Origin of the sequence: Collinsella sp. TM04-29 (genome assembly GCF_003466565.1) — a bacterium.
GTDB lineage: Bacteria > Actinomycetota > Coriobacteriia > Coriobacteriales > Coriobacteriaceae > Collinsella.
Genome location: NZ_QSPW01000001.1, coordinates 812049 through 833751, shown reverse-complemented (window position 1 = coordinate 833751; position 21703 = coordinate 812049). Strand labels below are relative to the sequence as shown.

Annotated in this window: 20 protein-coding genes; 3 read left to right on the top strand and 17 right to left on the bottom strand. The window is 60.4% G+C overall.

Annotation, left to right across the window (positions count from 1 at the left end; translation table 11 throughout):
* Positions 1–35: 35 nt before the first annotated feature.
* The 14 genes from rpsT to pyrR form a co-directional block, all read right to left on the bottom strand.
* Positions 36–302, bottom strand: coding sequence for a 30S ribosomal protein S20 (gene rpsT / locus DXD39_RS03755; RefSeq protein ID WP_117803160.1), 267 nt, complete (start codon positions 300–302; stop codon positions 36–38).
* Between the two features lie 133 nt (positions 303–435).
* Positions 436–1398, bottom strand: coding sequence for a DNA polymerase III subunit delta (holA, locus tag DXD39_RS03750; RefSeq protein WP_117803159.1), 963 nt, complete (start codon positions 1396–1398; stop codon positions 436–438).
* 79 nt (positions 1399–1477) lie between these two features.
* Positions 1478–3781: a DNA internalization-related competence protein ComEC/Rec2 gene (locus DXD39_RS03745; protein WP_117803158.1), complete on the bottom strand. Its 2304-nt coding sequence runs from the start codon at positions 3779–3781 to the stop codon at positions 1478–1480.
* A complete protein-coding gene (locus tag DXD39_RS03740; RefSeq protein ID WP_117564273.1) occupies positions 3778–4491 on the bottom strand; it encodes a ComEA family DNA-binding protein in 714 nt (237 codons plus the stop codon). The genes DXD39_RS03745 and DXD39_RS03740 overlap by 4 nt, the downstream gene beginning before the upstream one ends.
* A 213-nt stretch (positions 4492–4704) precedes the next feature.
* Positions 4705–5949, bottom strand: a complete 1245-nt coding sequence (gene thiI, locus DXD39_RS03735) for a tRNA uracil 4-sulfurtransferase ThiI (RefSeq protein ID WP_117758525.1) — start codon at positions 5947–5949, stop codon at positions 4705–4707.
* The gene (locus DXD39_RS03730; RefSeq protein WP_035138532.1) at positions 5950–6231 is read right to left on the bottom strand and encodes a DNA-directed RNA polymerase subunit omega; all 282 of its coding nucleotides are present in this window, start codon (positions 6229–6231) and stop codon (positions 5950–5952) included.
* A 5-nt stretch (positions 6232–6236) separates the two neighbouring features.
* Positions 6237–6806 (bottom strand): guanylate kinase, encoded by a 570-nt coding sequence (gmk, locus tag DXD39_RS03725; RefSeq protein ID WP_099431806.1) that lies wholly within the window; start codon positions 6804–6806, stop codon positions 6237–6239.
* Positions 6807–7115, bottom strand: a complete 309-nt coding sequence (gene mihF / locus DXD39_RS03720) for an integration host factor, actinobacterial type (protein WP_006236130.1) — start codon at positions 7113–7115, stop codon at positions 6807–6809.
* 239 nt (positions 7116–7354) lie between these two features.
* Positions 7355–8071 (bottom strand): orotidine-5'-phosphate decarboxylase, encoded by a 717-nt coding sequence (gene pyrF / locus DXD39_RS03715; RefSeq protein ID WP_117803157.1) that lies wholly within the window; start codon positions 8069–8071, stop codon positions 7355–7357.
* Complete coding sequence (locus DXD39_RS03710; protein WP_006236128.1) at positions 8065–8973, bottom strand: dihydroorotate dehydrogenase; 909 nt, start codon at positions 8971–8973, stop codon at positions 8065–8067. Before DXD39_RS03710 ends, pyrF begins: the two co-directional genes overlap by 7 nt.
* Before the next feature lie 14 nt (positions 8974–8987).
* Positions 8988–9755 carry a dihydroorotate dehydrogenase electron transfer subunit gene (locus DXD39_RS03705; protein ID WP_117637284.1) on the bottom strand — a complete coding sequence of 256 codons (768 nt, stop codon included), beginning with the start codon at positions 9753–9755 and terminating at the stop codon, positions 8988–8990.
* 116 nt (positions 9756–9871) lie between these two features.
* Positions 9872–11161: a dihydroorotase gene (locus tag DXD39_RS03700; protein ID WP_117803156.1), complete on the bottom strand. Its 1290-nt coding sequence runs from the start codon at positions 11159–11161 to the stop codon at positions 9872–9874.
* Positions 11145–12089, bottom strand: a complete 945-nt coding sequence (locus DXD39_RS03695; RefSeq protein WP_035138537.1) for an aspartate carbamoyltransferase catalytic subunit — start codon at positions 12087–12089, stop codon at positions 11145–11147. The genes DXD39_RS03700 and DXD39_RS03695 overlap by 17 nt, the downstream gene beginning before the upstream one ends.
* A 4-nt stretch (positions 12090–12093) precedes the next feature.
* Positions 12094–12678 (bottom strand): bifunctional pyr operon transcriptional regulator/uracil phosphoribosyltransferase PyrR, encoded by a 585-nt coding sequence (gene pyrR / locus DXD39_RS03690; RefSeq protein ID WP_117654814.1) that lies wholly within the window; start codon positions 12676–12678, stop codon positions 12094–12096.
* A gap of 451 nt (positions 12679–13129) precedes the next feature.
* Here pyrR and rpmB point away from each other — a divergent pair, with 451 nt between their 5' ends.
* The 3 genes from rpmB to DXD39_RS03675 all read left to right on the top strand — a co-directional run bounded on the left by rpmB (position 13130) and on the right by DXD39_RS03675 (position 17343).
* Positions 13130–13318 (top strand): 50S ribosomal protein L28, encoded by a 189-nt coding sequence (gene rpmB, locus DXD39_RS03685; RefSeq protein ID WP_022094725.1) that lies wholly within the window; start codon positions 13130–13132, stop codon positions 13316–13318.
* Between the two features lie 523 nt (positions 13319–13841).
* A complete protein-coding gene (gene adhE / locus DXD39_RS03680) occupies positions 13842–16490 on the top strand; it encodes a bifunctional acetaldehyde-CoA/alcohol dehydrogenase (RefSeq protein WP_117758530.1) in 2649 nt (882 codons plus the stop codon).
* An 88-nt stretch (positions 16491–16578) separates the two neighbouring features.
* Positions 16579–17343, top strand: a complete 765-nt coding sequence (locus tag DXD39_RS03675; protein WP_006236119.1) for an aminoglycoside phosphotransferase family protein — start codon at positions 16579–16581, stop codon at positions 17341–17343.
* A 176-nt stretch (positions 17344–17519) separates the two neighbouring features.
* Here DXD39_RS03675 and DXD39_RS03670 read toward each other — a convergent pair whose 3' ends face one another.
* The 3 genes from DXD39_RS03670 to DXD39_RS03660 are packed head-to-tail and all read right to left on the bottom strand — an operon-like array spanning position 17520 to position 21699.
* Positions 17520–19241 (bottom strand): proline--tRNA ligase, encoded by a 1722-nt coding sequence (locus DXD39_RS03670; RefSeq protein WP_233502546.1) that lies wholly within the window; start codon positions 19239–19241, stop codon positions 17520–17522.
* Positions 19242–20306 (bottom strand): flavodoxin-dependent (E)-4-hydroxy-3-methylbut-2-enyl-diphosphate synthase, encoded by a 1065-nt coding sequence (gene ispG / locus DXD39_RS03665; RefSeq protein WP_233541095.1) that lies wholly within the window; start codon positions 20304–20306, stop codon positions 19242–19244. It lies immediately after the preceding gene.
* A gap of 31 nt (positions 20307–20337) precedes the next feature.
* Positions 20338–21699 (bottom strand): RIP metalloprotease, encoded by a 1362-nt coding sequence (locus DXD39_RS03660; protein WP_117803154.1) that lies wholly within the window; start codon positions 21697–21699, stop codon positions 20338–20340.
* Between the last annotated feature and the right edge of the window lie 4 nt (positions 21700–21703).

The following is a 21703-nucleotide window of genomic DNA, read 5'->3' as shown; positions in this document are numbered from 1 at the left end:
TATGCGCGTAATCTGTGTGGTGTGAAATTTACAACTTAGGCGTTGATGCCGTTCACGAGCTTGGCAAGACCGGACTTGCGGTTGGAAGCCTGGTTCTTGTGGATAACATGCTTGGCGGCAGCCATGTCGAGACGCTTGGTGACGGTCTTGAGGGCAGCCTGGGCCTTCTCGACGTCGCCCTCGGCGACGGCGGACTGGACGTGCTTGGTCAGCGTCTTGAGCTCGGACTTGACAGCCTTGTTACGCATGCGAGCTGCCTCATTGGTGCGGATACGCTTCTTCTGAGACTTGATGTTTGCCACTTCTGGAGTTCCTTTCGAGTTCCTTGCAAAAAATGTATGACACCTCTGAGACACGGTGAGGTCATGCAAGCGCCTACTATAGCACGCTCCCCCTCAAAGGGATAGAACGAATTTGTCAAATAGGCAGGTATCATCACGATTTTCTCAAGATGTTCGTAATCCAGAGCAAAAGCGCGGTCTGAGAATCGGCCGAACCCTTCAGCGCGAGCTCCACATCGACCGCGCTCTCGAGCGCGGCAACGAGCTCTGCCATCGAAAAGCGACGTGCCCAGGTCAGGTGATTCTTGACCTGCCAGGACTGGAGCTTAAGTGTTGCGGCCAGCTCACGACCCTGTCCGCGCGCATCGAGCGCCTTGGCAACGATAAGCTCGCGGATGCGGCCGCACAGCAATGTGTAAGTCCACACGTAGCTCTTGGCGGGCAGTAGATTGAAGAGCTCGAGCGAGCGTCGCATGTCACGGGCCGAGACCGCATTGAGAAAGTCCCAGGGTTGAACCTCGGCCGTACGTACAATCCAGCGCTCAACGTCGGCAAGCTCAATCTGGGGCGCCTCGACCATCTGGGCAAGCTTAGCCAAGTCGTTATCGAGCATGCGAGTGTTTTCACCCGAACGCGAGACGAGTTCCTCGGCGGCCGCCGTCGAGATCGACTTGCCGTGCTGCGTCGCCATCTGCTGCACACGGCGCGGTAGCTCCCAGCGCTTGGTGCCGGAGCAATCGATCACCGCCTTCTTGTCGATCTTGGCGATCGCTTTATACAGGCGCGTGTTCTTGGCAAGCGAGTCGGCGATGATGAGACAGACCGTTGTGGGGCTGGGACTTGCCAGATACTCAACGAGCGGCACCGAGACCGCCTTGGCGAGCTTTGAACAGCCGTCAAGGATTACCAGGCGAAACTCGCTGCCCATCGGAAAGGTGTTAAGCGATCCGATAATGGACTCGATATCGGGATCCTTGGTCATGTCGCGCTCGTCGAGGTTGAACTCGACCATACCCGACTTTTCCAGACGCGCTTTCATACGCGAGACGGCGTGATCGCGCTTGACGCCGTCGGTACCGACGATCAGATATGCCGGCAGCAGACCGGTTTCGGACATTGCGCTCCCCTCCCGCAGGCCTTCGTATTCGCTCCGTGCCATTCTAGCCCAGGGGCCCACCACACGCCAACGACGGTCGTCACGATCGCTGGCATCGCATCGCAAAGCCATTCGCAGTCGGCGTGACGGTAATGTCGCCGTGTTCGATAGTGCACGCGAACACGCCGCCCGCTTCCTTAACGGCATCGATGCAGGCATCGGACGGATGGCCGTATCGATTCCCCTCGCCCGCGCTCGCGAGGGAAAGCTCGGGCTTCAGGACGTCCAGTAACTCACCGTCGACTGAAACCTTAGAGCCGTGATGCCCAAGTTTAAGGACATCGATATCCCCCACCTCCTGCACGAATTCCCGTTCTTGGTCGAGCTCGGCATCACCGGTGAGGAGCAGACGCAGGCCCTTGCCTTTCTGAACATAAGAGAGCAGCAGGACAAGCGAATCCTCATTTCCCTCGCCATCCACGGACTCGAATGGCCACATCACGCGGGCGCAAAATGAGCCGATATCGACCGTATCCCCACGGCGCACCTGCCGATACTCCACGCCAGGTCGGTTCAATACCTCGGCAGGAGCATCCTCCAGCGCATCCGCCGCAACGGCAATCGTTCCAACCGAAAACTGTTCGAGCACATCGGGAAGACCACCCCAGTGATCCTCATCCCAATGCGTCACAAAGACGGCATCGATATGGTGCACGTTATTGCGAACCAAAGCCGCCACCACGCGCTCGTCGAGCCCGCAGTCGACGAGCGCTACTGCGCCGCCCTGGCGGATAAGAATCGCATCGGCCTGGCCCACATCGAGCACCGTCACCGAAGGCGGAGCGAATCGATCCCAGTAGACGTACGGAATCGCAGCCAAGAGCACCAGACATGCAAGCCCCACCGCCATAGGACGTGCACGGGGACGCGGCCACCTGACCAGCAGAGCCGCCAGCAAACACGGCGCTAGGTAAATCCACATGCTATCGGGCGGCACACTCACGGATGCACCCGGCACGGCGGCAAACAGCTGCTCGAAGAATAGCGCGCAACGGGCGGCAATCATGGGCACAGCGAGCACCCAAGTCCGCAACGGTGCCACGAGCGAAAAGGGAACCAGCACGATCGACACAGCAAGCAGTACGCTCACCACCGGACCGATGACCGCATTTGCCAGCGGAGCAATGAGCGAGAACGTACCGAAGGCAGGAATGGTAATGGGGAGCGTCGCCAACTGCGAGCACAGCGTGACGGAAAGCATGCTGGCAATGCCCGATGGCACACCCAGCTCACCCAAAGCGTAGGTCGCATAGGGGCAAAAGCACAGGATGGCAAAGACGCTGGCACATGAAAGCTGAAAGCCCATCTCGAACAGCACCGTCGGCCGCAGTAGAACAAAGATGGACATGGTTACGAAGAGTGCCGATGCACCGTGCCGGCGACGCCCCGCGCCGTTTACGACAAGCGTCGCGAACACCATGCAGCACGCGCGCACGGCCGAGGGAGACGCGCCCGTAAAGGTAGCGTAGCCCACAAGCGTTATCGCCAGTATCGCCCGCTGAAGACCACGTGAGCACCGAGTCTTTTGCAATAAACCCTCGATTAAAAACCCCACGATAGCCAAATGGCTGCCCGAGACGGCGATAAGATGCGCCGTTCCCGTCACCGAAAACCAGTCGCCCGCCGGCTGGGCGCGCAGCTCGGCCGAACGACCGCAGACGACACCGGCTATGAGCGCACGCGCCGGTTCGGTCGCAGGCGCAATGGACACAAGCAGCCCATTTCGCAGCCGAAGCAGCGGCCCCGGAGAGCCCTCATCGACGGACAAAATCCGAACGGCTTTAACCTTGCGCACCTCGCCTCGGAGCGCGCGCGATCGTCCATACGCATCGTTCTCAAAACGTGAAACGCGACCGATAACACGCACGTGCGCCCCGACCTTGAGCTCACGATCACACGATAGGCGAACCGTTGCCAAGTTCTTACCGTCCGCGCGTGCCTCGCAGGTATAGGAATACACGTCGTCGTTTATGGATGGATCACCCTGCACGACAAACTCGAGGCCGCTTGCCGCTCGACCGTCGAGCGCCTTCGAGGCGCTGAGCACACCCACAGCCCACCACGCCGAGACGACCGCTCCCGCCACGAGACCGGCGGACGCGGCATACAGCCACCGCTTCAAAGGGGCAAGCCGCGCACAAGAGTGAGCCAGCACAACGAAAACCGCTGCCGCAACGGGAATGGCCCATAGCGGCCCGACCGCCGTCGCCCGCTCCCTCAGCAGCGCATCAGCGACTATGCTGAGCACCAAGGCGCAGCTCACGCACATGCCGGCACACAGGGCCATCGTCCACGGAATCAGGGGTCGCGGAGGCATCACGTGCTCGCGCTCGGTCGCGCTCATACGCAGATGCAATCTTTGATTTTGGCAAGCTTCTTCTCGCCGATTCCCGACACACGCATCAGATCGTCAACCGAGGCGAAAGCACCGTTCTTTGTCCGCTCATCGATAATCGACTGGGCCATGGAGGGGCCGATGCCCGAAAGCGTCTGCAGCTCTTCTGCGCTTGCCGTATTGATGTTTACTAGGCCTGTTGCGCCACTAACGCCCGACGATGCGGAAGTCCCACCATCAACACCGGCTTCCGCAATGGACGCCTGCTGCTCCCCTACCGTTGGAACGTGAATTTTTTGTCCATCAGTGACCTTGGATGCACGATTAAGCCCCGTAACGTCTGCTTCGGGCGCCAGCCCGCCGGCGGCATCAATCGCCTGAGCCACCCGCGCCCCGTCTTTGAGGCGATATACACCGGGTGACACCACGGCGCCATCAACATCGACATAGACCTCTGCCGCGGCAGACGCCTTAGGCGAAGAGCCTTCGGATGTCTTTCCGCTCGAAGCATCGCCGGATCCCGGCTCCACTAACGTGCCCGAACCATCAGTGCGCTCAAACGACACACCGCCGGCACCGCCGCCAAGGTTCGCCATCGCCAGCCCACTCGCCATCGCAATGACGACCAGTATCGCCATCACCACTGCCTTATGACCGAGCAGTTTGCCCGCCCAGCGGTCCATCTTTTTGACTCGTTCGTGTTGTTCGCGCTGCGCCATAGCAAAACCTCCCAACACCATCGTGTCAGGAAAGGAGCTCCACAACAGCCACGCCCCAAAACCGGTTTTTGCGGTCAAACCAAAAACCGACCAAAACCTTGCACAAATCTGTCCATTTATTCAGGCACACGTCAGCAAATGAACGCTTAGCCGCAAAATGCCCAGATAGCAAAAGACCGACGATGCAGGCGCATCGTCGGTCTATGCACAAATTTACTCGTAATCTTGGTAAATCTCACGCGGAGCAAGCTCCGAATGTTTGCGTTTTAAGGTCTTAGGGGCCTTATACGTGTTGCTCTCGAAGTCGATGTACTCGGTCTGCTTGAGCAGGCGCTCGATCATCTCCTCATGATCGAACAACTCCCAGGCCTCATGCACGGCATCGAGTTTAGCGTGCGTCTCGGGTCGGCGCGGCATAAACAGCGTGCAGCAGTCGGGAGCGGCCTCAGTCGAGATATCGAACGTACCGATCTCCTCAGCACGCGCGATGATCTCCTGCTTGTCCGAACCGATGAGAGGACGGAACACGGGGATCTTCACGGCCTCGTTGACGGCCATGATGTTCTCAAGCGTTTGGGAGGCAACCTGCCCAAGCGATTCGCCCGTAACGATGGCCTTGGCGCCCTCGATGTGCGCAATGCGCTCGGCAACCGAATACATAATGCGACGATACATGATCACACGCAGGTTGCTGGGGCAGGTGACCGAAATCTCACGCTGGCAGTCGCCAAACGGCACCACGTACAGGCGGCCGATCTGGACACCCGGCTCAAGCGCACGGATGATGTCCTGCACCAAATACTCGCTCGTATCAGGCGTCTGCGGACGACCGGAGAAATGCACCGGCACGCACACCGCGCCGCGACGCGCGAGCATCCAGGTCGCCACCGGAGAATCGATACCCGACGACAGCAGCGTCACGACCTTGCCGGCAGAACCCACCGGCAGACCGCCCACGCCGCGCTCGGAGCGCGCGTACACGTAAACGCTACCCTGGACCACCAGTACGTGCACCATCGCATCGGGGTCGTGCATTTGAACCTTTTTATCGGGGAAGGCCTCACACAGTACCTCGCCCACCTGACGATTGATATCAATCGAGGTGAGCTCATAGTCGGTATTGGAGCGCTTGGCGTGCACCTTAAACGAATCGAAGGAACCAAACTCGCGCAGCGCCTTCACGGCGGCGGCGCAGTACTCCTGCGGGTCGCGGTTGGTGTGATACGCCAAAGACACACGGGCAACGCCGGGAACGGTGCGAATGACACGCGCCGCCTCGTCGGCCTGATGCTCGTTAAAGGTCACGAGGATATAACCGGAAATTCGAGACACGGCGTTCACGGAAAAGGCGGCCAAGGCCGCCTTGATGTTATCCATGAGGATATGCTCAAAATGTGCGCGGTTCTTGCCCTTCAGTCCAACCTCGTGATAGTGGACCAGGCAGACGCGAGCCGCCATTTAGGCTTCAGCAACCTTGTGGCCAAGCGCCTTCTCGTAACGAGCCTCGTCGTAAGAGATGTCACCGTCGACAATCTCGTCCATAGCCATCGAGATGGTATCGGCACCGGAAAGCCCAATGGTGATGTCATCGACATCCTGGACGGCAAGCACGCGGTTGTGCTGGCCACGCAGCATGCTATTGATGTCGCAGGCGCGCTTGGAGGCAAGCGAAGCGAGCAGGAAGCGGTTGTGATCGGTCTTCTCCAGAAGATCGTCAATGCAAGGCTTTACAACGGACACGGACCTCAGATCCTTTCATGCATATCGAGAACGCGAACGAGCTCATCGGTCGCGCGGTCGAGATCGTCATTCACCACGACGTCGTCGTAGCGGTCGGCAAGGGCAAGCTCATCGGCGGCGTTTGCCATACGCAGCTCAATCGTCTCGGGCGTCTCGGTACCGCGACCGACTAGACGCTCGCGGAGCACCTCAAGCGAAGGCGGCTTGATAAAGATCAGCACGGCCTCGGGGAAACGCTCCTTCACCTGCAGGGCGCCCTGGACATCGATCTCCAAAATCAGAGACGAGCCCGAGGCGAGCTTGGATGTGACCTCGCTCACCAACGTGCCGTAGCAGTTACCGTGGACCTCGGCCCACTCAACAAACTCACCGTTTGCCACGCGGCGGTCGAACTCCTCGCGCGTCAGAAAAAAGTAGTTGACGCCGTCGACCTCACCTTTGCGTGGTGCTCGCGTGGTAGCCGAAACCGTCAGACCCAGGTTCGAGCGGCGCTCGCGCACACGAGTGACGAGCGTACCCTTGCCTGCGCCTGACGGTCCAGAAATCACAAAGAGCTTGGAATCCTGAGCGCTCACTTATTTGGTCAGCTGCTCGAGGAGCTGCTCGCGCTGACGGACGCCGAGGCCCTGGACGCGACGAGTAGCGGAGATACCGAGCTCCTCCATGATCTTGGCGGCCTTGGCCTTGCCATAACCGGGGAGAGACTCGATGAGGGTGGAAACCTTCATGCGGGAAGCGATGGGGTCATCGGAGTTGAGCACGGACTCGAGGGACTTCTCGCCCTTCTTGATCTGCTCGCGAAGCTCAGCGCGGGCGTGACGTGCGGCAGCAGCCTTCTCAAGAGCCTGCTTGCGCTGCTCGTCGGTAAGCTGAGGGAGTGCCATTCGTACCTCCAAATAGTTGGGTTATATCTGATTCAATAATTGGCATTTTAGCACGTAGAACGTACAAAATGCCTAATCGCGGCTCCATAGGTTAGACGATACCCGCAAAAAGTGCAATATACTGCGCCCAAAGTTAAGCCCCTGACCTGCGATTCCACACAAAGGATGGGAAAGTTTACGCAGGCACAGGGGCTATTTTGTGCTAATGAGACCCAAAAGTGGTGACTTAGGGGAATCTTTTACGCGACGTTTTCGACCAGCTCGGCGACGATGGCGTCAAAGGCGGCAACCGGATCGTCGGCACCGGTGATGGGACGGCCCACCACAATGTGGCTTGCGCCACGCTCGATAGCCTGGGAAGGCGTCGCCACGCGGGACTGGTCGCCAAGGGCGGCACCCACCGGACGCACACCCGGAGTCACGATCAGGGCATCAGGACCCAGCAGCTCACGCATGTCGTGAGCCTCCATCGGTGAGCACACGATGCCATCGATGCCGTTGGCCTGAGCAAGCTTTGCCAAGCGGGCGGCCTCCTCGGCCACGGGCGACTCGACGCCGATCTCGCTCAAGGCATCCTGATTCATGCTCGTGAGCACGGTGATGGCGACGAGTTTGGCGCGGTCCTCACGCGCCTCCTCGGCACCCTCGCGGCAGGCAGCGAGCATAGCACCCGAGCCCAGGCCGTGGACCGAAAGCAGGTCGGCACCGGCAAGCGAGGCCGAGCGGGCAGCGCCGCGCACCTGATGCGGAATGTCATGGAACTTAAGGTCGAGGAAGACCTTAAAGTCAAGGTCCTTAAAGGTCTTGACGATCTGGGGACCCTCAGCGTAATAGAGCGTCATGCCGACCTTGAGCCAGGCGGCATGGCCCGAAAGCTCGTGGGCGAGCTCGAGCGCGCGCTCACGGTCGCAGTCGAGGGCGACGATAACACAGTCGCGGGCATCATTCTCTAGCATTCGAAAGCACCCACCAGCTCGTTGATGTCCTTTACGCCCTGGGACTCGGCCCAGGCCTCGAGCTCATGCGCGATCTTAAGCGAAGCACACGGATCGACGAAGTTGGCCATGCCGACCGACACGCAGGTGGCGCCGGCCAGGATAAACTCAGCCGCATCCTCGCCAGTCATGACACCGCCGACACCGTTGATGGGGATATCGACGGCCTGGGCAACCTCCCAGACCATGCGCACGGCGATGTGGTGGCACAGCGGGCCCGAAAGGCCGCCCTTGGGCTTGGCCACGCGGGACTTGCGGGTATGAACGTCGATGGCCATGCCCTGGATGGAGTTGATGACCGAAAGGCCGTCGGCGCCGGCGGCCTCGAGAGCCTTGGCAATCTCGGCAACGTTGACCGGAGCCATCTTTACGAACAGCGGCTTATCGGTCACCTTGCGGCAGGCAGCCATAACGGAAGAGGCGCCCTCGGGCGTTGATCCCATGGCGGCACCGCCGGCGGCAATATTAGGGCAGCTCACGTTGATCTCGTAGCCGGCAGCCCAGGGGCACAGCTCGACATACATCTCGAGTGCGCGGACAAACTCGTCAACGGAGTGGCCGGCAACCTGACAGATGACCTGGCAGCCGTCCTTGGACAGCTGTTCGAGCCAAGGACCGGACTCACGGGCAAAGGCGGCCACGCCGGGGTTCTGAAGGCCCACGGAGTTGATCATGCCGCCCGGGATCTCGGCCATGCGAGGCGCGGGATTGCCGGGCCAGGGCTCGGCAGCGCAACCCTTGGTGGTGATGGCGCCCAGCTGGGAAACATCAAAGAAGTTCTGGAACTGCCAACCGTAGCCAAAGGTACCGGCTGCGGTGTTGATGGGGTTCTGCATCTTGACGCCGCCGAAATCGACGGCCATGTTCACGGTACCCACTAGAAGACCACCACCTTGGAAGCATCGAACACAGGGCCGCACATACAGGCGCCCTTCATACCGTCGACCGTCTCGACATTGCAGGTGTTGCAGGCGCCAAAGCCACAGCTCATCATGCGCTCGAGCGACACCTCGCAGTACGCACCGGCCTCGGCGGCTGCGGCGGCGACCTTCTTCATCATGACGGCGGGACCGCAGCTGGCCACGTAGTCGTAGCCGCCCTCGCCAAGCAGCTCGGCGGCAGGATCGGTGCAAAAACCGTGCGTGCCGAGCGAACCGTCGTCGGTGCACACGTTAACCGTGGCGCCCAGCGCACGGAACTCATCGACACCCACGACTTTGGAAGCGGTGCCAAAGCCCAGGCACACGTCCACATCAACACCCTGCTCGGCAAGCATGCCGGCAAGACACAGCACAGGCGGAACGCCGATGCCACCGGCGACGAGCAGTGCCTTCCTGGTGCCCTCGGGTACCATCCAGCCACGGCCACCGGGGCCCAACAGGTTAGAGGTGGAGCCAGGGCCCATCTGGGACAAACGGCGGGTATCGTCGCCCACGGCGGCGTACCACAGCTCGACGGTGCCGGCCTCGGCGTCGGCGCGGTAGAAACTCAAGGGCACACGAAGCAGAGAAGACGCATCGCCGGGGACGGCGATGTTCACAAACTGACCGGGCTTGAGCGCACTTGCAAGCTTGGGGGCCGAGATGACGAGCGAGAAGATGCCGTCGGCGATCTCCCGGTTCGAGACGACCTCGAAGTCGTGCATGCGTGCAGTGGAAGGTGTGGGCATAGACGCTCCAATCCCCCATGCGGTTGCATGGTCTAAACGAACAGAAAGCGCGGCACCGCAAGGGCGCCGCGCACAAAAGCGATAAGGCTATGCTAGCAGATGCAGCCGTCGGCGAGCGTCTGCTTGCCACCGACAAATACATCGGTGGCACGACCGGTGAGCGTGCGGCCGGCAAAACCGGAGTTCTCGGCGCGCGACTCGTAACCGTCCTCGCCAACCGTCCAGGTTGCGGAGGGGTCGAACACGGTCAGGTCGGCGACAGAGCCCGCCTTGACCTGAACCTGATCGAGGCCCAGAATCTCACGCGGCTTGATGGCCATGAGCTCGACCATGCGGCTCACGCTCATCTTGCCCGTGTTGACCAGCTCAGTGAGCACGAGCGACAGCGAAGTCTCGAGGCCAATCATTCCAAAGGGCGCGAGCTCGAACTCGCGGGCCTTCTCCCACGGGGTGTGGGGAGCGTGGTCGGTAACGATAGCGTCGACGGTACCGTCGATAACACCCTGACGGATGGCCTCGGCATCCTCGTCGGTGCGCAGCGGCGGATTGACCTTGAGCGAGGTGTTGTAGGTCTCGTCCAGGTCGTTCTCGGTCAGGAACATGTGGTGCGGGGTGGCCTCGCAGGTCACCTGGACACCGGCAGCCTTACCGGCACGCACGAGCTCCAGGCCATGAGCGGTGGAGATGTGCTGGATGTGCAGCTTGGCACCGGTCAGCTTGGCAATCTCGATGTCGCGGGCAATCTGAAGCTCCTCGCCGGCGGCCGGCCAACCCTCGAGGGCCAGACGGGTCGAGACCTTGCCCTCGTTGATCTGGCCGTGACCGACCAGATCCTCGTCCTGGCAGTGGCTCATAAAGACCTTGCCGAACATCTTGCCGTAGTCCATGCAGCGACGGAGCATGCCCGCACCCTGCACGCCGCGACCGTCATCGGTGAAGGCGACGGCGCCGTGGGCGACCATATCGCCCATCTCGGACATAGCCTCGCCCTTAAGGCCGCGAGTCATAGCACCAGAAGGATAGACGCGGCAGTGGCCGACCTCGGCAGCGCGGGACTTGACGAACTCAACGACGGTTCCGTTATCGGTAACGGGGTCGGTGTTGGGCATGGCGCACACGCCGGTGAAGCCGCCCTTGGCAGCAGCGCGGGTGCCGCTCTCGATGTCCTCTTTGACCTCGTAGCCAGGCTCGCGAAGGTGAACGTGCATATCCACCAGGCCGGGGACGAGGTACTTGCCGGAAAGGTCGCGGGCCTCGGCTCCCTCGACGGCGAGATTCTCGCCGACCTCGGCGATCTTATCGCCGTCAATCAGGACGTCAACGACACCGTCAAGCTCGACGGACGGGTCGACGACGTGGGCATTCTTAAGAAGCAAGGCCATTATCGGCACCTCCAAGCAGCAGATACAGGATAGCCATACGCACGCAGATACCGGCGTAGACCTGCTCCAGGATGACGGAGCGTTGCGGGTGGTCGGCCATATAGGAGTCGAACTCGACGCCGCGGTTGATGGGGCCCGGGTGACAGATGATCGCGTCGGGCTTCATGAGCTTCTCGCGGTCCTTGGTCAGACCGAAGAGCTTGTGGTACTCGCGAATGGTCGGGAACGGGGCACCCTCGAGGCGCTCCTGCTGCACGCGCAGCATATAGACGACGTCCAGCTCGGGCAGGACGGAATCGAGGTCGCTCGTCACGTGGTCGCAGCCCAGAACCTCGGGCGCCGGCGGCAGCAGCGTGCCGGGGGCGACGGCGTAGGTCTCGCAGCCCATAATCTTAAGGGCAGGGATCAGCGAGCCGCAGACGCGGGAGTGCGCGATATCGCCGACGACGGCGACCTTCAGACCGTGGAAGTCACCCTTGTGCTCCCAGATGGTGTACAGGTCGAGCAGGGCCTGCGTGGGATGGTTGTGCTTGCCGTCGCCGGCGCAGATAACGCTCGCGGGCGAGTTCTGCGTGACGATGTAGGGAGCACCGGCGTGCTTATCGCGCACGACGATGCAGTCGATCTTGTAGGCGTTGAGGGTCTCGACGGTGTCGACGAGGCTCTCACCCTTGACCGTGGAGGTCGAGGAGCCGCCAAAGTTGAGGCTGTCGGCCGAAAGACGCTTCTCGGCGAGTTCGAAGGAGCTGCGGGTGCGCGTCGAGGGCTCGTTGAACATGTTGACGATGGTCTTGCCCTTGAGCGTGGGGACCTTCTTGATCGCACGCTCGTTGACCTCGGAGAACGCCTTGGCGGTCTCGAGGATGAGCTTGATGTCCTCTTCGGAGTACTCGGTAATGTCGATCAGGTGCTTATGGTTGAACGCCACGGTACTACTCACCTCCCAGCGGCGCGGAGCCCACGTGGGAACCCGGCGCGACGTCGTTAATCTCGACAGCGGTGCGGCCGTCTACTTCCTTCATATATAGGTGCACGTTCTCCTCATGCGACGAGGGAACGTTCTTGCCGACAAAGTCCGGCGAGATGGGGAGCTCACGGTGACCGCGGTCAACGAGAACTGCCAGCTCGATGCGGCTCGGACGGCCCAGGTCCATAACGGCGTCCAGAGCGGCGCGGATAGTACGGCCCGTATACAGGATGTCGTCCACCAGCACGACGCGCTTGCCGTCGACGCTGAAGGGAATGTTGGTAGCGTGGATCGCGGGAGCGAAATTGGTCGCATAGTCATCGCGGTAGAAGCTGATGTCCAGGCTGCCGAGCGGAACGTCGACGCCCTCGATCTCCTTGATCTCCTCGGCGAGCTTCTTTGCCAGAAGGTCGCCGCGCGTGACGATGCCGACCAGAGCGAGGTCTTCACAGCCCTCGTTGCGCTCGAGGATCTCGTGCGCGATGCGGGTCATCGCTCGATTGACGGCGGTCTCGTCCATGATGACCGCCTTGGGGGAAGTCGTGCCCATCGATCTCCTTCCTCACATGTCTTGACTGCTGACACAGTCAAAAAAATAGATGCCCGACCGCTTAAAGCGGACCAGACACCCACAGGAAGGGCTGCTCTTTGGCAGCTATGTAATTCCATGTGGGTATCTCGTACCCCTTTAATGGTCAAGGGATAGTGTAGCCAACCTCGAGCTTAATTGCGAGCATAAATACAGAACAATCCGTAAACGGAGCCCAATGCTCCATAAACCTATATATATTTGTGGGACGAGCTTGAAAACGCACGCACGAGCTGGCATAATCCCCTCTGCTGCACGCAAATCGGATCTACGTCCAGGGCCGTGGCGTGAGCACTATCGCCAAAAGAGGAATATCTCTGTGTAGATTACGCACAGGGAGCTGCTTCTGTGCTATAGTTCAGGCTTGTTTGTTAACGCGACATGTTCGTTTGTCGCCCAAGGAGGGTCAGTTATGTCCAAAGTTTGCGAAGTTTGCGGTAAGCACCCCGTTGCCGGTCGCTCCATCAGCCACTCTCACCGCGTCACCAACCGTAAGTTCCGCCCCAACATCCAGCGCGTTTACGTCGTCGTCGATGGTCACCGTCGCAAGATGAACGTTTGCTCCACCTGCCTCAAGTCCGGCAAGGTTGCGCGCTCCTAAATAAGGTCTTACCAACAAGTACCTCGGACTCTCCGGGTCAAAGACCTCGCGTTCATATAGAACTTACCAAAGGCGTCCTCCCCCACGGAGGGCGCCTTTTTGCACTCATTGGGGACAGACTTACATGAGTGTTTACAGATGTCAAAGGAATCATAGCCCAGCTGATATGCCTTGAAGCTTGACCAGCGGTACGCATCGAGCGAGTCGAGCGCGCCTTTCACAGGATTGAGATGGATATAATCGAGCAACTGGACCGCCTGCGTGTCCGACTCGACCGCGACCCGCGAATAGCGATTGTCAAACAGGTGCCCCGTTCTCCCCGTTTTCCCATTGAAATACTCATATAAGTCTGTCCCCAATGAGTGGGGCGATGCGGCAAACGGGAAGTTAAAAGTTATAGTTGAAACGTTTCAGTTGATTGAAGCGTTTTAGTATGCCTTTTACGGGAATCTTACCGTTCGCCGAATAATTTCTTGCTATCATGCAAGACGTAGGGTAAATCTCCGATCGCAAGGAGACACAAATGGTGAAAAAGTCACCGGAAAACACTACTCCCGCAATTGTGGACAACGTAGAGGCGCTTGAGGCTAAGCTCGCTCAGATGCGAGAGGCCCAGGCGCTTTTTGCTACGTACACGCAGGAGCAGGTCGACAAGATCTTCTATGAGGCCGCCATGGCCGCCAACAAGGCTCGTATCCCGTTGGCGAAGATGGCCATCGAGGAGACCGGCCGCGGCGTTCTTGAGGACAAGGTCATCAAGAACCACTACGCCGCAGAGTACATCTACAACGCTTACAAGAACACCAAGACCTGTGGTGTCCTGGAGCGCGACGAGGCCTACGGCATCACCAAGATCGCCGAGCCCATCGGCATCGTGGGCGCCGTCATCCCGACGACCAACCCCACCTCCACTGCGATCTTCAAGACGCTGATCAGCCTGAAGACCCGCAACGGCATCATCATCTCCCCGCACCCGGCAGCCGCCAAGTGCACCATCGCCGCCGCCAAGCTCGTGCTCGACGCCGCCGTCAAGGCCGGCGCCCCCGAGGGCATCATCGGCTGGGTCGATGTCCCCTCCATCGAGCTGACCAACATGGTCATGCGCGACGTCGACATCATCCTCGCCACCGGTGGCCCGGGCATGGTCAAGGCCGCCTACTCCTCGGGCAAGCCCGCCCTGGGCGTTGGCGCCGGTAACACCCCGGTCATCATCGACGACACCGCCGACGTGCTGCTCGCCGTCAACTCCATCATCCACTCCAAGACCTTCGACAACGGCATGATCTGCGCTTCCGAGCAGTCCGTGACCGTCATCGACACCATCTATGACCAGGTTAAGGCCGAGTTCCAGAAGCGCGGCTGCTACTTCGTCAAGCAGGGTGCCGAGATGGAGGCCCTGCGTGCCGCCATGTTCAAGAACGGCGCCCTCGATCACCGCATTCCCGGCATGGCTGCCGCCAAGATCGCCGAGCTCGCCGGCATCGAGGTTCCCGCCAAGACCAAGATCCTGATCGCCGAGGTCACCTCCACCGACCCCGCCAAGGAGGAGTTCTCCCACGAGAAGCTCTCCCCGGTCCTGGCCATGTATCACGCCAAGGACTTCCAGGAGGCCGTCGACAAGGCCGAGCACCTGGTGCTCGCCGGTGGCCCGGGCCACACCGCCTCTCTGTACGTGCACCCCGCCCAGGCCGAGAAGATCAGTCTGTTCGAGCACGTCATGAAGGCCTGCCGTATCGTCATCAACACCCCGTCCTCGCACGGCGGCATCGGTGATCTGTACAACTTTGGCATGAAGCCGTCTCTGACCCTGGGCTGCGGCTCCTGGGGCGGCAACTCCGTCTCCGAGAACGTTGGGGTGAAGCACTTGATCAACGTTAAGACTGTGGCCGAGCGCCGTGAGAACATGCTGTGGTTCCGCGCTCCCGAGAAGGTCTACTTCAAGAAAGGTTCCACGCCCGTCGCCCTCGACGAGCTCGGTACCGTCATGGGCAAGAAGCGCGCCTTCATCGTCACCGACCAGTTCCTCTTCAAGAATGGCAACACCCGCGCCATCGAGGCCAAGCTCGACGAGATGGGCATCGCCCACGACTGCTTCTACGACGTCGAGCCCGATCCGTCGCTGCAGTGCGCACGTCGCGGCGCCAAGCAGATGGCTCTCTTTGAGCCTGACGTGATCATCGCCGTCGGCGGTGGCTCCGCTATGGACGCCGGCAAGATCATGTGGATGATGTACGAGCACCCCGAGTGCAAGTTTGAGGACATGGCCATGGACTTCATGGACATCCGCAAGCGTATCTTCACTTTCCCCGAGATGGGCAAGAAGGCCTACTTCGTCGCCGTCCCGACCTCTTCGGGTACCGGCTCCGAGTGCACGCCGTTCGCCATCATCACCGACAAGGAGACCGGCATCAAGTGGCCGCTCGCCGACTACGCGCTGCTCCCCAACATGGCTATCGTCGACGCCGACAACTGCATGACCGCCCCGCGCGGCCTGACCGCTGCCTCCGGCATCGACGTCATGACCCACGCCATCGAGTCCTACGTCTCCATCATGGCTTCCGACTACACCAAGGGCCTCTCCGAGCGCGCTGCTAAGCTCGTCTTCGAGAACCTGCCCTCCAGCTTCACGAACGGCGCCAAGGACCCGCACGCCCGCGAGGAGATGCACAACGCCTCCTGCATGGCCGGCATGGCCTTCGCCAACGCCTTCCTGGGCCTCAACCACTCCATGGCTCACAAGCTCGGCGCCTTCCATCACCTGCCCCACGGCCTCGCCAACGCCGTCATCCTGACCCGCGTTATGCGCTACAACGCCGCCGAGGCTCCCGTCAAGATGGGCACGTTCTCCCAGTATCCTTACCCCAACGCGCTGCACAACTACGCCGAGATGGCCAAGTACTGCGGCATCGAGGGCAAGGACGACAAGGAGGTCTTCGAGAACTTCATCACGAAGCTCGAGGAGCTCAAGGACTTCATCGGTGTCAAGAAGACCATCGCCGACTACGGTGTTGACGAGCAGTACTTCCTCGACACCCTCGACGAGATGACCGAGCAGGCATTCAACGACCAGTGCACCGGCGCTAACCCGCGCTACCCGCTCATGAGCGAGATCAAGGAGCTCTACCTGGACGCCTACTACGGCCGCGAGCCTCAGGACTACGCCGTCTGCTAGTTTTAGCACGGTTTTTAACGGCGGGGGTGCACGGGTGTTTCACACACCCCCGCCGTCGCTTCTATCGCATCGTTGAAAGGATGCAACCATGCTGCTACCCGATTCCAAGACCGAGCTCGTCCGCCGTGGCAACAAGGTCGTTTACGACCTGGGCGACAAGATTGTCAAGGTCTTTAACGAGACCAAGCCTGTCTCCGACGTGTTCAACGAGGCTTTGAATCTTGCCCGCATCAATGAGTGCGGCATCCGCAGCCCCAAGGCTCTCGAGGTTTCCCAGCTCGAGAACGCCAACGGCTGGGCGCTCGTGACCGAGAAGGTTCCGGGCACCACCCTTGCCGAGAAGATGACTGCCGAGCCCCAGCGCTTTGGTGAGTATCTCGAGATGTTCGTCGACCTCCAAATCGAGATCCACGGCTACACCTCCCCGCTGCTCAACCGTCAGCGCGACAAGTTCGCCCGCATGATCGACAGCCTTGATCAGCTCAATGCCACCACGCGCTACAACCTTCAGGAGCGTCTGGACGGCATGACCAAGGAGTTCAAGGTCTGCCACGGCGACTTCAACCCCTCCAACGTCATCGTCGGCGACGACGGCCAGCTCTATGTGTGCGACTGGGCACACGCCACCCAGGGCTCCCCTGCTGCCGACGTTGCCACCACCTACCTGCTCTTCGCCCTCAACAGCAAGGATCAGGCCGAGGCCTACCTGGAGCTCTACTGCGACCGCGCCGACATGCCCATGCAGGTCGTGCGTCAGTGGACGAGCATCGTCGCCGCTTCCGAGCTCGCTCGTAAGCGCAACGTGAACGATGAGTTCCTGAAGAACTGGATCGACGTCGTCGATTATCAGTAATATCTGAGCGATTTATTTCGCATCGGAGGCACAAGAAAACCCCGCAGCTCATATGGGCTGTGGGGTTTTCCTTTACCCATCGAGTTTATTCACGCAACAAAATAGACTGCTCCGCATCTCTTCCTAAGAGAGATACGGAGCAGTCCCGCAATTACATCTAATAGCAGAAACGTCGATTAACGGCGGGCCGCCTTAACAAGCTCGGCAACCTTGGCGACGACCTCGTCAATCGCCACGTCCTCGCGCTCGCCCGTGGCACGGTCCTTGAGCTCAACGGTGCCATTCTTAAGGCCACGCTTGCCAAGCACCACCTGGTACGGGAATCCCATAAGGTCGTTATCGGCAAACTTAAAGCCGGGACGCTCGTCACGGTCGTCGACGACGACCTCGATACCCTCGGCGCATAAGCCCTCGACGATTTGGTCGCAGACGGTTGCGCACTCCTCCTTCTTGGGATCGAGCGGAATCACAGCGACCTCGTACGGGGCAACGGAAACCGGCCAGACGATACCGTGCTCGTCGTTGTGCTGCTCCACGACGGCAGCAAGCGAGCGGGACACGCCCACGCCGTAGCAACCCATGATAAGCGGCTTCTCCTTGCCGTCCTCGTCCATAAAGGTGGCGCCCATGGCCTCGGAATACTTGGTACCCAGCTGGAAGACCTGCGAGACCTCGATGCCGCGAGCAGCAGAGAGCGGCTTGCCGCAGTGCGGGCAGGGATCGCCGGCAACGACGGTGACCAGATCTGCCCACTCATCGACGGTAAAGTCGCGCTCGGGGCAGGCACCGGTAAAGTGATAATCGACCTCGTTGGCACCGCAGGCCCACTGCTTGGACTCGCGCAGGCTCTCGTCGCACACCAGACGGATGCCCTCGGGCAAGTTAACCGGTCCGATAAAGCCCTTGTGCAGACCGTAGGTCTGAAGCTCCTCGTCCGTCATCATGCGATAACCCTTGCCAAAGACATGCTCGGCCTTGCAGTCGTTGAGCTCATGATCGCCCGGGACGATGGCCACGACGGGCTTGCCCTCGGCATCGATGAGCGCCAGGGACTTGCGCGTGCCGTTCTCGGGGAACCCAAAGAACTTAGCAACGGCCTCAATGGTGCCCATGCCCGGAGTCTCGACCTTGGTAAGCGTACCGTCACCGGGACCCTCAGTCACGACGACCTTGGTGCTTGCAGCCTCATCATCGGCGGCAAAACCGCAGTCATCGCAATAGACGAGAGAAGCCTCGCCGGCGTCGGCCAAAGCCATGTACTCGACGGAGGTATCGCCACCGATCTCGCCGGAGTCGGCAACGACGGGCAAGGCCTTGATGTAGCAGCGCTCGCAAATGTTAGCGTAGGCCTGCTTCATCTTGTCATACTCCTCCTGCAAGCTCTCCTGCGTGGCGGAGAAGCTGTAGGCATCCTTCATGATGAACTCGCGACCGCGCATCAGGCCAAAACGGGGACGGAACTCGTCGCGGAACTTATCCTGGATGTGATAGAGGTTCACTGGCAGCTGCTTATAGGAGCGCAGCTCGTTGCGCACCAGGGCCGTGACGGTCTCCTCGTGCGTGGGGCCCAGCACAAACTCGCGACCATGACGGTCGTCAAAGCGCACAAGCTCCTTGCCATAGGCATCGATACGGCCGGACTCACGCCACAACTCGGCGTCGACCATAATGGGCATCATAAGCTCCTGGGCGCCGGCGGCGTCCATCTCGTCGCGCACGATGTTCTCAATCTTGCGAATCGAGCGCCATGCGAGCGGCAGGTAGGAATACAGACCGGCGGCCTCCTTGCGGATCATGCCGGCACGGAGCAGCAGGCGGTGGCTGGCGAGCTCAGCGTCCGCCGGATCCTCTTTGAGCGTCGGCGCATAGAGCTTAGACATATACATTGCTCGGGTCATTTATTTCTCCTCAATAAGTTTGTCGACCTCGGCCATAAGCGCGTCGACAATTTGATCCTCAGCTACTTTACCAATGATCTGGCCATGCGAAAAGAGCAGGCCCTGACCACGTCCGCAGGCAACACCCAGGTCGGCGTCAGATGCCTCTCCGGGGCCGTTGACCGCACATCCCATCACGGCGATCGAAAGCGGCGCGGAATAGTTCTTAAGCCGCTCAGTGACCTCCTCGGCGATGGGAATCAGGTTAACCTGGCAGCGGGCGCACGTGGGGCACGAGACGATCTCGGGACCACGGCGACGCAGGCCCAGCGACTGTAGAATTCCCCAGGCGACCGGCGGCTCCTCAACCGGATCGGCCGTGAGCGACACACGCATGGTGTCACCGATGCCTTCGGAAAGCAAGATACCCAAGCCTACAGAGCTCTTGATGGTGCCCTGAAGCTTGGTCCCCGCCTCCGTCACGCCCAGGTGGAGCGGAACATGCGGTATCTCGCGCGACAGGGCGCGATAGGTATCAAGTGTCGTCTGTACGCTATGGGCCTTGGCGGATAGCACGATGTTGGTAAACCCACGGTCCTCAAAGTGCCGCACAAAGCGTTCGCTCGACATCACGAGCTTTTCGGGCTGCGTGAGGTCGTCGCGCTCGGCAATATCTTGCTCAAGCGAGCCCGCGTTCACGCCAATGCGAATCGCGCAGCCCGCGGCACCCGCGGCATCGATGACGGCATCGACCTTAGCCCAATCGCCGATATTGCCGGGGTTGATGCGCAGCTTAGAGGCACCAGCCTCGACAGCGCCAATGGCAAGCTTATGGTTAAAATGGATATCGGCGACGATTGGTACCGGAGACTCGGCACAAATCGTGCGAAAGCCCTCGAGCGCAGCCTCGGTAGGCACGCTCACGCGCACGATATCGCAGCCAGCCTGCGCCAACGCGCACACTTGCGCAAGCGTTGCCTGGGCATCAGCGGTATCGGTGCAGGTCATAGATTGGACCACCACCGGCACGCCGCCACCGATCTGCACGCCGCCCACATGCACGGGGCGCGTCAGCTCGCGAGGCAAAGGATGGGATAAAGACAATCCAAACACTCCCCTACAGAATAAATCGAAGGATGTCGGAACGAAGCATATAGACAAACAGCAGCGCAAAGAGCGCGATGCCCACATAGCTCACAATCGTCTGGACCTTGAGCGGAAGCTCGCGGCCCGCAATCTTCTGAATGATCTCGATGACTAGCTTGCCGCCATCGAGTGGCGGGATGGGCAGCAGGTTCATAAAGCCAAGCGAGAATGAAATGAGGGCGGCAAACGAAAGGAACGTGGCAGGGCCGGCAGCAGCAGCCTGTGAGGACATAACGCTAATACCCACGATCGAAGAGGACTGATCGAGAATCTCCATCGTATGCTGCGGCTGGAGCAGGCGCATCACGCCCTCCGCTGTCTGCACAACATAGGAGAACGACAGGCGAGCCGACGTGATGGGGTCTAAACGGACCACCTGCGTAGAGGCATACACACCTAGGCGATCGTCCTCTTTGAGCGCAACCGTGGTCGAATGCTGCTTGCCGTCACGCTCGTACTCAATGGCGATATCGTCCTTACCGGCAGCCTTGCCGATGGCATCGTAAACGTCCATCCAGGTAGAGCACGATACTCCGTCGACCGAAAGAATCGCGTCGCCGCCCTCGATTCCCGCCGAGGCGGCAATCGAGCCTTCGTCAACCTGGCCAATCACATTGGTATCCACCGGCACGGTGACACCTGCGATGGAATAGATGCTCATAAGGAGCAAAAAACCCGTCAGGATATTGACGATAATGCCCGCAAGCAGCATAAAGGCACGCTTGACAAAGCCCTGGCCCAAATAGGTGTGCGAGCGCTCTTGCGCAAGGAACTCGGCCTCGCCGAACGGCAGCTCCCACACATCGCCCTCGGCAGTCGCATGTTCGCGATCGAAACGGCGACCATCAAAGGTGGTATAGCCTGCCGTGTCTCGCGGCAACGTCTGATATTTGGTGGGATAGTAGCTCGGCGAGGGCTTCTCCCCTTCCTCATACCAGGGCGCGATGGAGCCCCAGCCCAGCAAAAGGGCGCATGCCTCGAGCACAACCTCCTCGGAAAGCTCGAGCTCGACAGCAAGGTCGGCCACGGTCACGCGACCATGACGATAGATAGCCGCGAGCACGCGATCGGCGCACGAAACATCGGTCGGATCCATACCGCAGATGGCAGCGTAGCCACCCAGCAGCAGCGGGGTCACGCCAAACTTGGTTCCAATGCGACGCGACGTGTAATGGATGTCAAAGCGGCACGGCAGACCCAAAAAGAACTCGGTCACACGGACGCCGCAGGCACGCGCCGCCAAAAAGTGGCCGCCCTCGTGCAAAAACACGAGGACGGAAAGCACCAGCAGGCCCCAAAAGACCGATGAGAGAACGCTCAGAACAGTATCCATAAAA